Origin of the sequence: Campylobacter sp. RM12654, from assembly GCF_020137585.1 — a bacterium.
Taxonomy (GTDB): domain Bacteria; phylum Campylobacterota; class Campylobacteria; order Campylobacterales; family Campylobacteraceae; genus Campylobacter_E.
Genome location: NZ_JACGAR010000004.1, coordinates 50,769 through 64,503 on the forward strand (window position 1 = coordinate 50,769; position 13,735 = coordinate 64,503).

Genomic DNA, 13,735 nt, shown 5'->3' on the forward strand with positions numbered 1-13,735 from the left:
TGCAATGAGAGAGATTAAAAAGATTTTAATTGCTAATCGTGGAGAAATAGCTCTAAGAGCTATTAGAACGATTAAAGAAATGGGTAAAGAAGCTATTTGTATATATTCTAGTGCTGATAAAGACGCTTTATATTTAAAATATTGTGATGCTAGTATTTGCGTTGGTGGTCCAAAATCAAGCGAGAGTTATTTAAATATCCCATCAATTATTAGTGCTGCTGAATTATGTGGTGCTGATGCGATTTTTCCTGGATATGGCTTTTTGAGTGAAAATCAAAATTTCGTAGAAATTTGTGAGCGTCATAATATTAAATTCATAGGTCCTAGTGTAGAAGCTATGAATACTATGAGCGATAAAAGTAAAGCTAAACAAGTTATGAAAAGAGCAGGTGTTCCAGTAATCCCAGGTAGTGATGGGGCTATTAGTGGAGTAGAAGTTGCAAAAGAATTAGCTGAAGAAATGGGCTATCCTGTTATTTTAAAAGCTGCTGCAGGTGGTGGTGGTCGTGGTATGCGTGTAGTTGAAAAGGCTGCTGATTTAGAAAAAGCATATTGGTCAGCTGAAAGCGAAGCTACAAGCGCATTTGGTGATGGTAGAATGTATATTGAAAAATACATTAAAAATCCACGCCATATTGAAGTGCAAATCATAGGAGATAGCTTTGGAAATGTTATTCATATAGGTGAGCGTGATTGTTCTATGCAAAGAAGACATCAAAAGCTAATAGAAGAAAGTCCAGCTAGAATTTTAGAGCCAGCTACTAGAGAAAAATTATTAGAAACTGCTATAAGAGCAGCTAAAGCTATCGGATACGAAGGTGCAGGGACATTTGAGTTTTTATTAGATGATTATCAAAACTTTTATTTTATTGAGATGAATACAAGATTACAGGTTGAGCATTGCGTAAGTGAAATGTGTAGTGGAGAAGACATTATTCGTCATATGATAAATGTAGCTGAAGGAAAAGCTCTACCTAAACAAGAAGAGATAAATTTTAAAGGTCATTCAATTGAGTGCAGAATTACTGCAGAAGACCCTAAAACATTTACACCTTGTCCTGGGACAATTAGTAGATATACAGCTCCTGCAGGTGCAAATGTGAGAATGGAAAGCCATGTTTATCAAGGATACAGCGTTCCTCCGTTTTATGATAGTATGATAGGTAAGCTTGTTGTGTGGGCTCCTACAAGAGAGATGGCAATTCATAAGATGAAATGTGCTTTACAAGAATTAATAGTAAGTGGTATTAAAACTACAAAAGATTTTCATATTTCTATGATGGAAAATCCTGATTTTATAAACAATAAATTTGATACAAACTATTTATCAAGAAGATAATTCCTAAATGAAATTCTTTAAGAATTTCATTTAGTCCTGAGTAATGCTATGAAAGAAATTAATTTTTATAAATTATCTTTAAATATTTATTTAGAAATGCTACTTCGTTTTAGTTCTATTGTCATAAATACTATTATGATTAGTAGATACAATGTGTTTTTAATAGGAGCTATGAGTAGTGCAAATCAGATTTTTATAATAGCTACAACTATATTTTCATTCCTTTCAATTGGTTCAAGTGTATTAATATCTCAAGCTTTAGGCGCTAATAACAAAAACTTAGCAATAAGGTCAGCTCATATTAGTATATCTTTTAATATGGTTTTAGGTATTTTGATATTTTTTATAATTAATTTTTTTGATGGCAATATGCTTAGGTTGTTAAATGTTCCTAATGATATATTTGATTATTCATTAATATATTTACAAACTATAGCTTATGTAATATTGTTAGATTGCTTAAATATAGCTTTATCATCTGTAATTAGAACTTATGCTAAGGCTAAGGAATTAATGATTGTATCTCTTATTATGAATGCAGTTAATATTGTTTTTAATGCTATATTTTTATATAAATATGATTTAGGCTTATTTGGAGTGGGAATTTCAAGTGTAATTTCTAGGATAGTAAGCCTTGCAATGCTAATTTATATATATTTTAAGATTGCAAAACTTAAGATTTATTTTGAGCTATTTTTTAAAATTAATAAAAAAATATTAAAAAATATTTTGACAATAGGTGGCTTTAGTGCAGGAGAAAATCTACTATGGTCAGCACAATATATGGTTATTTTTGCTTTTGTTGGATTATTAGGAAAAGATGCTTTAAGTATTCAAAGTATATTTTTTCAAATTTCAATGTTTATATTTACTACTAGCTCTGCTTTAAGTGTGGCTAATGAGATAATCATCGGTAGGCTAGTTGGTGCAAAAGAATTTGAAAAAGCATATAAACAAAGTTTTAAAGTATTAAAAATTGCAATAATTTGTAGTTTAGCTTATGCTAGTTTTGTTTTTTTAATTCAAGATTATATATTTCAAGCACTTAGTTTAAGCAATGAATTAATAAATATTATAAAACCGCTTTTTATAATAAGTTTTTTCTTAGAAAGTTCAAGAGCTTTAAATATAGTAATGGTTAATTCTTTAAGGGCTAGTGGGGATGCTGCTTTTCCTTTTTATGCTGGAATTGTTTTTATGTGGGGAGTTAGTGTTCCTTTAGCTTATATTTTAGGGATACATTTACATTTTGCTATGGTTGGAATATGGAGTGCTTTTGTAGTTGATGAACTTTTAAGAGGACTTGCTAATACATATCGTTGGAAAAGTAAAAAATGGCAAAGCAAATCAGCTGTATAAATATCTTTTAAAAGATATTTATATTTTATGATTTAGTGTTGTTGTGCTTTTAAATTCTTGTTTGTATCCGTTAGTTTCTATGCTATCTTTTAACATTTCTTCAAGTAAAGAATCATAAAATTCTTTAACACTTAGCACATATTTTGCATATTCTTTGTTTTTTGCTAATAAGTAATTTAAATTAAATTTTAATTGTTGTAATAAATCGCTTGATTTTTCACTTAATAAATCTGATAAATTACCATTATTTTTAGTAGCTAATTCAAGTAAGGCATTATCTAAAGCTTGCTTTTCTTTTAAAAAAGCATTAAGTGCTTCTACTTTTTCCTTATTTTGAGTATCAAGTCTGTCTTTTCTAGCTTCTTTGATATCACTTATTCCTTGTTCTGTTATGCTAATAATTTTTAATAAAAGATTATTAGCAGTAGCTAGTCTTTTTTCTATCATTAGCATAACTCATTTGCAATTGCATTTGCGGTAGATTTTAAATCAATTTTATAAGTTCCATTTGCAATTTGCTCAGCTATAGCAGCTGCTTTTGGGCTCAAAGAACTTTTGGTTTCTTTAACTTCAGTTTTATCAACATTTTCACTTTTTGTAGCTTTTGGCTTCATAATATCTTGGCTTGAATATACCATAGATGAACTAAGTGAGTTTAACATTTTTCAACCTTTTTATAATATTTGCATACTATATCGGAATTAGTTTAAAAAACTTTATAGCCTTTCTTTTAAAAAATTAAATAGCATTTCAGAAAATCCAAGCCCACCACTTAAAGCCTTACTCATAGCATCATTATACATTGAGCCATAAATATCATCTCCAGCGTCTTTTCCAAATAGTGGATTTTCTAATTTAAGACTAATATCAAGGACACTTTTTATCATAAATGCTTCAAAAGCATCTGTTTGTTCTTTTAACAATTTTTCATCTACTTTTGCAGTATTTGGCTGGTTTATTAAATTAGAATTTAAAATTTCATGAGATTTTTTATTTTCTATTTTATTAATTTCTTTTTCTAATAAATTAGAAAAATTATTTTTACTATCTTCACTTAATTTTATTAAGGTATTTGTATTTGGTAGAGTATTTTTATATGTATTTTCATAAATTTTTGATATATCCATTATAAAATCTCCAATTCAGCATTAATTGCCCCAGCTTGTTTTAAATTTTTAATAATCGTTATTACATCAGCAGGGCTTGCACCTAGTTTATTTAAGGCTCTAGTGATATTTGCTAAAGTTATTTTATCGTTAGTAATTCTTAAAATATTTGAGCTAGTATCAATTACACTACCATCTTTTAAATCAACTTCATTGTCTTTTAGTTCATAAGGTCTTTTAGGTTCAATTTTAATTGTTATATTTCCATGAGATATTAAAACAGGACTAACTTCTACATCAATTCCACTTATTATCGTTCCTGTTTTTTCATTTATTATGATTTTACTATTTGCGTTTATTTCTCCAGCATCTAGCGATAATACTTTTGCTATAAAATCAACTGCACTTTCTTCTTCTGGTCTTTCTATTATTATTGTTTTACCATCTGTAGCTTTTGCTATATCTAAATCATAAGCTTTATTTATTGCATTTTTTATTTTACTAGCTAGTGCAAAATCATTTTGCTTTAGACTTAGAGTAATTCTTTCTTGATTGTTAAAATCAAAATTAACTTCTCTTTCTATACTAGCCCCATTTGTTATTTTTGCATTTGTCATACTAGCACCTTTGCCACTACTATCTATACTAAGCGCTCCTTGAGCTAATGCGTAAATATTTCCATCAACACCTTTTAAAGCACTTAATAAAAGTGTTCCACCTTTTAAACTTTTAGCATCACCTAATGAAGCTACATTTACATCAATTTTATCCCCACTTTTTGCAAAGGCAGGTAATTTTGCACTAATCATAACTGCTGCGGTATTTTTACTTTTAATATCATCAGGGCTTATTTTGATATTCATAGAGCCTAGCATATTTGCAATTGATTGAATAGTAAATTCGCTACTAGAACCATCTCCACTACCATTTAGACCAACAACTAAACCATATCCGATTAATTCATTATCCCTAACTCCAACAATATTTGCTATATCTTTTATCTGTGAAGCCATTAAGGAATTTAATATAAATATCAAAAATATCATAAATCTCATTATTTTTCCTTATTTTAAATATGTTTAAATTAAGCAAATCATATTCCATATTTTTTACAAAAACATTAACCAAATACTAAATTAGCTTTTGTAAAATCAGCAGATTACTTTCAAATTTTAAGGATAATAAATGCACAATTTATTTTTATTTAGTGATTTTATAGCTGATGACAATAAAGCGATTACTTATTTAATTCATTTCGTTTTAGTTATTGCAATTATTTTGGTTTTAGCAAAATTAGCAACTTCTAAAATGCAATTAGTTCCAAAAGGTATTCAAAATATTATGGAAATGTTTTTAGATGGTGTTTTATCTATGGGTAAAGATACTTTAGGCTCAAAGGAAGCAGCTTTAAAATATGTTCCTTTAATCGCTACTCTTGGATTAGTTGTTTTTGTAAGCAATATAATAGGTATAATTCCTGGATTTGAAGCTCCTAGTGCTAGTTTAAATTTAACACTTCCTTTAGCAATAATTGTTTTTATATACTATCATTACGAAGGCATAAAAACTCAAGGATTTTTTAAGTATTTCAAGCATTTTTTTGGTCCTGTTAAAGTGATTGCTCCACTTATGTTTGTTGTTGAAGTGATATCACATTTTTCTCGTATAGTTTCTTTATCTTTCCGTCTTTTTGGAAATATTAAAGGAGATGATTTATTTTTAGGTGTTATTTTGGCTTTAGTTCCAATCGTAGCTCCGCTTCCACCATATTTTCTTTTAACATTTATGGCATTTTTACAATCGTTTGTATTTATGATTTTAACTTATGTATATATAGCTAGTGCTATTGCAATTGATGAGGAGCATTAATGGAATTTGAAGTAGTTATTGGTTTAGAAGTTCATACTCAGCTTAATACAAAAACTAAGATTTTTTGTTCTTGTGCGACAAGTTTTGGTGAAGTTGCTAATACTAATGTTTGCCCTGTGTGTTTGGCATTGCCTGGAGCTTTACCTGTATTAAATAAAGAAGCTTTACAAAAGGCTATATATTTTGGTAAAGCAATTAACGCAAAAATTAATGAAGTAAGTATTTTTAATAGAAAAAACTATTTTTATCCTGATTTACCTAAAGCTTATCAAATATCACAATTTGATGTGGCAATAGTTGAAGGTGGAAAATTAGAAATTGAAGGTGATTTTGGTAAAAAAATAGTAGGAATTACTAGAGCTCACCTTGAAGAAGATGCAGGTAAAAATATTCACGAAAACGATAATTCTTTAGTAGATTTAAATCGTGCAGGAACTCCACTACTTGAGATTGTAAGTGAGCCAGATATTAGAAGCGCTGATGAAGCTGTAGCTTATCTTAAAAAACTTCATTCTATTATAAGATTTTTAGATATTAGTGATGCTAATATGCAAGAAGGTTCTTTTAGATGTGATGTTAATATATCTATTAGACCTAAAGGCGATAATAAATTTTATACAAGAGTAGAAATTAAGAATTTAAATAGTTTTAAATTCATTCAAAAAGCAATAGAGTATGAGAAAGAACGCCAAATAGCTGCTTGGATGGATGGTAAGTATGATAGTGAAGTAGTTCAAGAAACAAGATTATTTGATACTACAAGACTTGTTACAAAACCTATGAGAAGCAAAGAAGAAGCTGCTGAATATAGATATTTTGCAGACCCTGATTTATTACCTGTATTTGCTAGTGCTGATATGATTAATGTTGCAATTCCTGAACTTGCAGATGAGAAAATATCTCGTTATGTTAGCGAGTATGGGCTAAAAGAAGATGATGCTAAGGTTTTAGTAAGCTCACTAGAAATGGCTATGTTTTTTGAATATTTAATAAAATCAGGTTGTTCTCCAAAACTTAGTACAACTTGGTTAAGTGTAGAATTAATGGGTTTATTAAAAGGTGAATTAAATATAACAAATTCTCCTGTGGGAAAAGAAAAATTAGCAGATTTGATAAAAGCTATTGAAAATAGTGAAATATCAAATAAAGCAGGCAAAGATGTTTTAGCTTATTTGTTTGAAAACGATATAAGTGTAAGCGATGCTATTGATAAACTAGGATTAAAACAAGTTAGTGATGATGGTGCTATTAATGCAATAATAGATGAAATATTATCTAAGAATGCAGATAAGGTAGCTGAATATAAGTCAGGTAAAGATAAGTTGTTTGGATTTTTTGTAGGACAGACTATGAAAGAAGGCAAAGGAGCTTTTAATCCAAATAAAGTAAATGAGCTTTTAAAGGCTAAGCTTGGATGATTAGCGTAATTGGTTCTGGTAAGTGGGGTAGTGCAATAGCTCATGCTATCTCACTTAATAACAAAGTAAATATTTGTTCTTTTAGTAAAAAATCAGGTGAATATATTGATATAAACGAAGCTAAAAAAAGTAAATATTTAATATTTGCATTAAGTGCTCAAGGAACCTATGATTATCTTAGAGCTAACTTTAGTAATTTAAATGATAATTATGTATTAATCGCTTCAAAAGGTATTTATCAAGACTTGTTTTTACACGATGTATTTTCTAAGTTTTTTCCAATAGAAAATATTAGTGTTTTAACTGGCCCATCTTTTGCAGCAGAAGTTAGTAAAAATTTACCAACAGCACTTGTAATTAGTGGTGTTAATGATAAGTTAAATCAAGAATTTGCTAATTTTTTTCCTAGTTTTATAAAGACATACACTGATAATGATGTTGTTGGTGCTGAGATTTGTGGCGCATATAAAAATATTATTGCTATTGCTAGTGGAATTTGTGATGGATTAGAATTAGGTAATAATGCAAGAGCTGCTCTTATTTCTCGTGGTCTTATAGAAATTACTAGATTTGGTAAGTTTTTTGGTGCTAAAGATAATACTTTTCTAGGTTTAAGTGGAGCAGGTGATTTATTTTTAACTGCTAGCTCAACATTATCAAGAAATTACAGAGTGGGATTAATGCTTGCAAAGGGCTATAATCAAGATGAAATTAAGCAAGAATTAAATGAAGTTGCTGAAGGAATTGATACTACTAAATCAGTTTGTAAAATTGCAAAAACACATAATATATATTGTCCTATTGCTAATGAAATTTTATTAATTTTAAATGGCAAGAATGTAAAAACTAGCTTACAAGATTTATTAAAAAAATGAAAAAATTTTTAATTATATTATTTATAAATATTGTATTGTATTCTCAAAATTTATCAAATATAAGCACCCAAAGACTAGCTGGTCAGATGATTATGATAGGTTTTAATGGAAAAGATATTAAAGAATACAATATAAGAAAATTAGGTCAAGAAGCTAGTCTTGGAAAAGTTGGTGGTATAGTTTTTAGGGCAAATAATTTCACAGATATTGAACAAGCAAAAAAATTAGTAAGTAGATTTAAAAATATAGCAATTGTAAATCCATTATTTTTAGGTATTGATTATAAAGATTTAGATAAAAATTATGATTTTTTATATTGTAAAGAACCTGATTTTATTAATCAGAATTTAAATATTAATGATGCTAGATTGAATTATCTAAAATCAGCTTTAAATTTAAAAGAATTAGGACTTAATTTAAATTTAACATTAGGGGTAAATACTAGTATAACTAATGATTTATTAGATAAACTTAGTATCTATGCTAGAGAATACTCTGATGCTTTTAGGCAAAGTAATATTTTAATAGCAGCTAAAACTTTTCCTGGAGATATGAATAATTCTTCAAGTTTTGTTAAAGATTATAGATTAAGTTTTTTAAAGCCATTTTATGATTTTACACAAACTAATAAAGTTGATATGATAATGGTTTCAAATAAAATTTATCCTATACTAGATAAAAAACCAGCAAATATGTCTAAGAAAATCATTAATATATTAAAAAATGATTTATCATTTAATGGGGTAATAGTAAGTGATGATATCTTAGGTGGTGATTTAGATGGCATAGATTTTAAAGATAGGATAATTGATAGTATAAATGCTGGAGTTGATATATTATATTTTGGATTATCTAGGATAAAGTATGGAGATACAGCAAGTTATGTTGTTGATATTATAAGTCAAGCAGTAGATGATGGCAAAATAAGTAGAAGTAGATTAGAAGAATCTTATATAAAAATTACTTCTTTAAAAGAGAGAATATGATAAAAAAATTATTAGATGAACAAAGTGGTATTAAAAATACAATTGATAATTTATATTCACACCCTGACCCATTGCAAGTAGTATATGATAATATTAATAGCAAAGATATAGAATTTATTGCTTTAATATGCGCTTTATTTGCGTATGGAAATGCTGGTGCTATAGTAAAATTTTTAAAAAAACTTGATTTTACTTTACTTAATAAAAGTGATGAAGAAATAAGGCAAATAAATCACAAATATAGATTTCAAAACGAAAGAGATGTAGCAGAGATTTTTATTAGTCTAAAAAGATTTAAAGAAAAATCAAGTATAAAAGATTTTAGTCATAAAATTTATAAAACAAGCAAAAATAATAAAATATTAGAAGTTATTCAAGCTTTAATTACTGAGATTTATTCATTGAATGATTATAGAAGTGATGGGTATGAATTCTTTTTTAGTAAAGTTAATAATACAAGTGCGTATAAAAGATATTGTATGTATTATCGTTGGATGGTAAGAAATGATAATTTAGATTTAGGTTTGTTTAGTGAAATTAGCCCTGCTGATTTACTAATGCCACTTGATACGCATACACATAAAATGGGGCTTATGTTAGGACTTATTAAAAGAAAACAAGCTGATCAAAAATGTATGCTAGAGCTTAGTAAGGCTTTAAAAAATTTTTGCAATGAAGACCCTTTAAAATATGATTTTGCTTTATATAGAATATCTCAGACTAATGATGAAAATTCTTTACAAGAATTAATTAAAAATGCCAGAAATTAGTATTATCCAAGAAATTGTAGTTTTAATATCGGCACTATTTGCTGGCTTTATTGATGCAATTTGCGGCGGTGGAGGGCTTATTATAATACCTATGCTAATTGCTTTTGGTTTAGGAGAACAATTAGCCATTAGCACTCACAAATTTCAAGCAATGTTTGCGATGTGTTGTTCGTTTTCAACCCTTTTTAAATATATAGAATTTAAAAAAGTATTTATAGGAATGATTTTTAGCATAATAGGTGGTATTTTAGGTGCTAGGGTTCTTTTAATAATTAATCCTGAACCATTAAAACCCATTATATTATTTACTCTTTTATTGATTTTTATATATTCTATTTTCAATTCAAAACTAGGTAGCATTAAAGCTAAGCAAATAATGAGTGAAAAATTATTCTATCCGTTTTTTGGCTTATTAATAGGATTTTATGATGGATTTTTAGGGCCTGCTACAGGTTCATTTTGGATATTTGCTAGCATTAGTTTAATAGGTCAAGATATTAAACAAGCAAGTATTAATGCTAAAGCTTTATGTATGGCAAGTGGTATGATTTCTCTTATAATATTTATGATAGATTTTAAGATTTATTATTCACTTGGTCTAAAAATGGCTATGTGTGGTATATTTGGAGCATTTTTAGGTGCTAAATTTGTTTTAAAATACAAAAGTGATTCTATCAAAAAAATATTTTTAGTTATTGTTTTTATAACTTTACTTAAACTAACTTATGAATATTATTTAAAATAATTTTTATTACAAATTATAAAATTTATTTATATAAAAGACTTTTTATAAACTTATTTAGTCTTGTATAATTTAACTAAAATTATTATATAATTTCTTTATGGAATTTAGTTTATTAGAATATTTTATAGGTTTTTTAGCTTCTTTTATTGGTGGTTTTATTGATGCTATTGTGGGTGGTGGCGGACTTGTTACATTGCCTGTGATTTTAGGACTTGGAGTGCCACCATCTTTAGCTATTGCAACTAGTAAGTTACAAGCTAGTATGGCTGCAGTTTCTGCTGTATTTAGTTTAAGAAAAGAAATAAAATTTAAAGAATTAAGACTTGGAATTTTAATAACAGCAATTTTTTCAATTCTTGGAAGTTATGTTTTGCTTTTAATATCTAATGAAGCTATTATGCCACTTATTTTGGTTATTTTAATATTAGTATTTATTTATACTATTTTTAAGCCAAATCTAGGGAATATAAACAAAAAAGCTATTTTAAGCACTACTTTATTTTTAATAATTTTTGGTGTTATTTTGGGATTTTATGATGGTTTTATAGGACCAGGAACTGGCTCGTTTTGGATATTAGCATTTACTTCTTTATTAGGATTTAATCTAAAGCAAGCGTCAATAAATACTAAATTATTAAACACTACAAGTAATGTTTGTTCTTTATGTTTCTTTTTGTGTTTTTATGATGTTTTAATTAAACTTGGTCTTATTATGGGAGTAGGTGGGATAATAGGCGCTTATTTAGGTGGTAAATGCCTTTTAAAAATTAATATAAATATAATTAGATGGGTTTTTATAATTATTGTTTTTTGCACTATTTGTAAATTAATATATTCAAATTTCTTTTAGCATTTTAAAATAGTTTTCAAATTCTTTACACTCATTTATTACTTTAAAACCATATCTTTCGTATATTTGTGAAGATTTGGTTATTAGTGTAATTTTTTTATAACCTTTATTTTTTGCTATATTAATTGCATATTCAAGCATTTCTTTTAATATCCCCATTTTTCTATAGCTAGGAATTATCGCTACACTATCTATATAAAATTCATTTTTATCGCATTCTTTTATAATCTCATAATTTGAGTTTATATTTTTTAAATATTGCTTTAAAGCGTCATCATTATATTCTCTATCGCCATAAGCACAACAAATTGAAATAATTTGATTGTCTTTTTCATATACAAATAAATTATCAAGACAAAATCTAGTTTTTTCCTTGCCAAAAAATTCATAAAATTTTTCTATTTTTTTATGATAGTCTTTCTCGTTAAAAAAGTTTTCACTAAACTCAGCCATAGCTAAGTCTAAAATCTCGCAAGCCTTATAATCACTCATTCTAGCAGGTCTAATCATTAGTTATCCTTGTTTTTGTAAAATCTTAACCAAATTTTAATTATAAGAGGTGAATATGGGAAGAGCGTTTGAATACAGACGTGCAGCAAAAGAAGCTCGTTGGGATAAGATGAGTAAGATATTTCCAAAGTTAGCAAAAGCTATTGAAGTTGCAGCAAAAGAAGGTGGAATTGACCCTGAAATGAACGCAAAACTTCGTTCAGCAATAGCAACAGCAAAAGCTCAAAATATGCCAAAAGATAATATTGACGCGGCATTAAAAAGAGCAGCAGGTAAAGATGGAAACGATATTAAAAGCCTTCATTATGAAGCTAAAGCTAATTACGGAGTGCAAATTATAGTTGAAGTTGCTACTGATAATACCAATAGAACCGCAGCTAATATAAAAGCTATTTTTAATAAAAACGGAGCTACTCCACTTGTAAATGGTAGTTTAGAATTTTTATTTTCAAGAAAAAGTGTTTTTGTATGTAAAAAACCTAATATGGATTTAGAAGAATTAGAATTAAGCCTAATTGATTTTGGCTTAGAAGAATTAGAAGATGAAGAAGAAAATGTAAGAATTATCGGAGCTTATGATAGCTTTAAAGAGCTTAGCACAGGAATTGATGAGCTTAAATTAGAGCTTGTTAGTGGAAGACTTGAATATGTTCCAAACAATCCAATAAGTCTTAGTGAAGAGCAAATCACTGAACTTGAAAAATTATTAGATAAGCTTGAAGAAGATGATGATGTTCAAGCAGTTTATACAAATATAGAATAAGGAAAAATTATGTTAAAAGTATATGACAATTTTGCAGATTTAGAAAATATTAATGAAGCTATTATTAAGACTAATAAAGGTGATATGAAATTAACTTTATTTAAAGATAGCCCGCAAGCTACTTTAAATTTCGTTCATTTAGCAAAAAATGGATTTTATAATGGTCTAAAATTTCATAGAGTAATTCCTAATTTCGTTATTCAAGGTGGTTGTCCTTTAGGCACAGGTACAGGTGGTCCTGGTTGGAATATTAAATGTGAATGTAAAAATCAAGAGCATAAGCATTTAAGAGGGACTTTATCTATGGCTCACGCTGGTCGTGATACTGGTGGCTCTCAATTTTTTGTTTGTCATTCAGCACAACCACACTTAGATGGAGTTCATACGATTTTTGGTCAAGTTAATAATGAAGATGGCTTAAAGGTTCTTGATAGTATCCGCCAAGGCGATATTATTGAAAGTATTGAAATAAAATAATTTAAAATATCTAAGATATGATTCAAATTCTTTAATTTAGGTTAAAGAATTTGAAAATTAATTAAATTGATGATTATATTGCTTTTTACGAGGATATAAAAGTTTTTTGCAGATATTTTTTAAATATCTTTTTATTATATTTTTTTTACTTGTTCTAATACTATTAAATATCATATCAAGTTCTATTCTTTCCTTTTCGGTAATCACTTTTAATCCTTTAATTGTTTTCTTATACGAGACATTAAAAATAATAACTCATCATCATCTAATTCACAAAGCATTGTAAATACAGCTTTTACTGCTTGTGGTTTAGAATTACCTAAACGCCAGTCTTGATAAGTTCGCATAGGTAATCCTAAACGCTGCGACATTGCTTGCAAAGAAATTTTCTTACCATTTTCTTTACTCTCTATCGCATTATGTAATAAATTAAATATATCGTTCGTCTCAATCATTTTTAAATTATACGATTTTAAAAATTAAACTTCGCTAAAACGGAGTTTATATTTGTAAAAAAATATAAAAAATACAAAATATCCTTAAATTAATACATTAAAAAATAAAATATATACGAAATAATGTATAAAATATATGGTTAAATAATTTTACTAAATTAAGTTGAGTGTATTAGACTAAATAGTTACTTGATAGTTAACAACTCAAGTGAT

18 protein-coding genes are annotated in these 13,735 nt (G+C 27.5%); 11 read left to right on the forward strand and 7 right to left on the reverse strand.

Annotation, left to right across the window (positions count from 1 at the left end):
• Positions 1–4 precede the first annotated feature (4 nt).
• Together AVBRAN12654_RS02255 and AVBRAN12654_RS02260 are read left to right on the forward strand one after the other, a co-directional pair.
• Positions 5–1,339, forward strand: coding sequence for an acetyl-CoA carboxylase biotin carboxylase subunit (locus AVBRAN12654_RS02255; RefSeq protein WP_214118795.1), 1,335 nt, complete (start codon positions 5–7; stop codon positions 1,337–1,339).
• Positions 1,340–1,387: 48 nt separating this feature from the next.
• Positions 1,388–2,698 (forward strand): MATE family efflux transporter, encoded by a 1,311-nt coding sequence (locus AVBRAN12654_RS02260; protein ID WP_336608590.1) that lies wholly within the window; start codon positions 1,388–1,390, stop codon positions 2,696–2,698.
• 18 nt (positions 2,699–2,716) lie between these two features.
• Here AVBRAN12654_RS02260 and AVBRAN12654_RS02265 read toward each other — a convergent pair whose 3' ends face one another.
• The 4 genes from AVBRAN12654_RS02265 to AVBRAN12654_RS02280 form a co-directional block, all read right to left on the reverse strand.
• On the reverse strand, positions 2,717–3,145 hold the full coding sequence (locus AVBRAN12654_RS02265) for a hypothetical protein (RefSeq protein WP_214118799.1): 429 nt from the start codon (positions 3,143–3,145) through the stop codon (positions 2,717–2,719).
• Positions 3,145–3,360, reverse strand: coding sequence for a flagellar biosynthesis anti-sigma factor FlgM (locus AVBRAN12654_RS02270; protein WP_214118801.1), 216 nt, complete (start codon positions 3,358–3,360; stop codon positions 3,145–3,147). Before AVBRAN12654_RS02270 ends, AVBRAN12654_RS02265 begins: the two co-directional genes overlap by 1 nt.
• Positions 3,361–3,414: 54 nt before the next feature.
• The gene (locus AVBRAN12654_RS02275; protein WP_239803721.1) at positions 3,415–3,675 is read right to left on the reverse strand and encodes a rod-binding protein; all 261 of its coding nucleotides are present in this window, start codon (positions 3,673–3,675) and stop codon (positions 3,415–3,417) included.
• Between the two features lie 149 nt (positions 3,676–3,824).
• Entirely contained in the window at positions 3,825–4,859 is a 1,035-nt protein-coding gene (locus tag AVBRAN12654_RS02280; protein WP_214118805.1) for a flagellar basal body P-ring protein FlgI, read from the reverse strand.
• 130 nt (positions 4,860–4,989) lie between these two features.
• On the opposite strand from AVBRAN12654_RS02280, the gene AVBRAN12654_RS02285 reads away from it, so the two are divergent.
• The 7 genes from AVBRAN12654_RS02285 (at position 4,990) to AVBRAN12654_RS02315 (ending at position 11,317) form a co-directional block, all read left to right on the forward strand.
• A complete protein-coding gene (locus AVBRAN12654_RS02285) occupies positions 4,990–5,673 on the forward strand; it encodes a F0F1 ATP synthase subunit A (RefSeq protein ID WP_214118807.1) in 684 nt (227 codons plus the stop codon).
• Positions 5,673–7,091, forward strand: coding sequence for an Asp-tRNA(Asn)/Glu-tRNA(Gln) amidotransferase subunit GatB (gene gatB, locus AVBRAN12654_RS02290; RefSeq protein WP_267525128.1), 1,419 nt, complete (start codon positions 5,673–5,675; stop codon positions 7,089–7,091). The genes AVBRAN12654_RS02285 and gatB overlap by 1 nt, the downstream gene beginning before the upstream one ends.
• Complete coding sequence (locus tag AVBRAN12654_RS02295) at positions 7,088–7,966, forward strand: NAD(P)H-dependent glycerol-3-phosphate dehydrogenase (RefSeq protein ID WP_214150452.1); 879 nt, start codon at positions 7,088–7,090, stop codon at positions 7,964–7,966. Before gatB ends, AVBRAN12654_RS02295 begins: the two co-directional genes overlap by 4 nt.
• Entirely contained in the window at positions 7,963–8,952 is a 990-nt protein-coding gene (locus AVBRAN12654_RS02300; RefSeq protein ID WP_214118812.1) for a glycoside hydrolase family 3 N-terminal domain-containing protein, read from the forward strand. Before AVBRAN12654_RS02295 ends, AVBRAN12654_RS02300 begins: the two co-directional genes overlap by 4 nt.
• Positions 8,949–9,722 carry a TIGR02757 family protein gene (locus AVBRAN12654_RS02305; protein ID WP_214118814.1) on the forward strand — a complete coding sequence of 258 codons (774 nt, stop codon included), beginning with the start codon at positions 8,949–8,951 and terminating at the stop codon, positions 9,720–9,722. The genes AVBRAN12654_RS02300 and AVBRAN12654_RS02305 overlap by 4 nt, the downstream gene beginning before the upstream one ends.
• Entirely contained in the window at positions 9,709–10,467 is a 759-nt protein-coding gene (locus tag AVBRAN12654_RS02310; protein WP_214118816.1) for a sulfite exporter TauE/SafE family protein, read from the forward strand. The genes AVBRAN12654_RS02305 and AVBRAN12654_RS02310 overlap by 14 nt, the downstream gene beginning before the upstream one ends.
• Positions 10,468–10,564: 97 nt before the next feature.
• A complete protein-coding gene (locus AVBRAN12654_RS02315) occupies positions 10,565–11,317 on the forward strand; it encodes a TSUP family transporter (protein WP_214150532.1) in 753 nt (250 codons plus the stop codon).
• On the opposite strand, the gene AVBRAN12654_RS02320 is transcribed toward AVBRAN12654_RS02315, so the two are convergent.
• Entirely contained in the window at positions 11,303–11,827 is a 525-nt protein-coding gene (locus tag AVBRAN12654_RS02320; protein ID WP_336613855.1) for a GNAT family N-acetyltransferase, read from the reverse strand. The genes AVBRAN12654_RS02315 and AVBRAN12654_RS02320 overlap by 15 nt on opposite strands.
• A gap of 55 nt (positions 11,828–11,882) precedes the next feature.
• Between AVBRAN12654_RS02320 and AVBRAN12654_RS02325 the strand changes: the two genes are divergently transcribed.
• A complete protein-coding gene (locus AVBRAN12654_RS02325) occupies positions 11,883–12,590 on the forward strand; it encodes a YebC/PmpR family DNA-binding transcriptional regulator (protein ID WP_214118822.1) in 708 nt (235 codons plus the stop codon).
• 9 nt (positions 12,591–12,599) lie between these two features.
• Positions 12,600–13,067 (forward strand): peptidylprolyl isomerase, encoded by a 468-nt coding sequence (locus AVBRAN12654_RS02330; RefSeq protein WP_214118824.1) that lies wholly within the window; start codon positions 12,600–12,602, stop codon positions 13,065–13,067.
• 57 nt (positions 13,068–13,124) lie between these two features.
• Here AVBRAN12654_RS02330 and AVBRAN12654_RS02335 read toward each other — a convergent pair whose 3' ends face one another.
• Positions 13,125–13,274, reverse strand: coding sequence for a hypothetical protein (locus AVBRAN12654_RS02335; RefSeq protein ID WP_214118826.1), 150 nt, complete (start codon positions 13,272–13,274; stop codon positions 13,125–13,127).
• Between the two features lie 2 nt (positions 13,275–13,276).
• Positions 13,277–13,522, reverse strand: coding sequence for an XRE family transcriptional regulator (locus AVBRAN12654_RS02340; protein WP_214118828.1), 246 nt, complete (start codon positions 13,520–13,522; stop codon positions 13,277–13,279).
• Positions 13,523–13,735 lie beyond the last annotated feature (213 nt).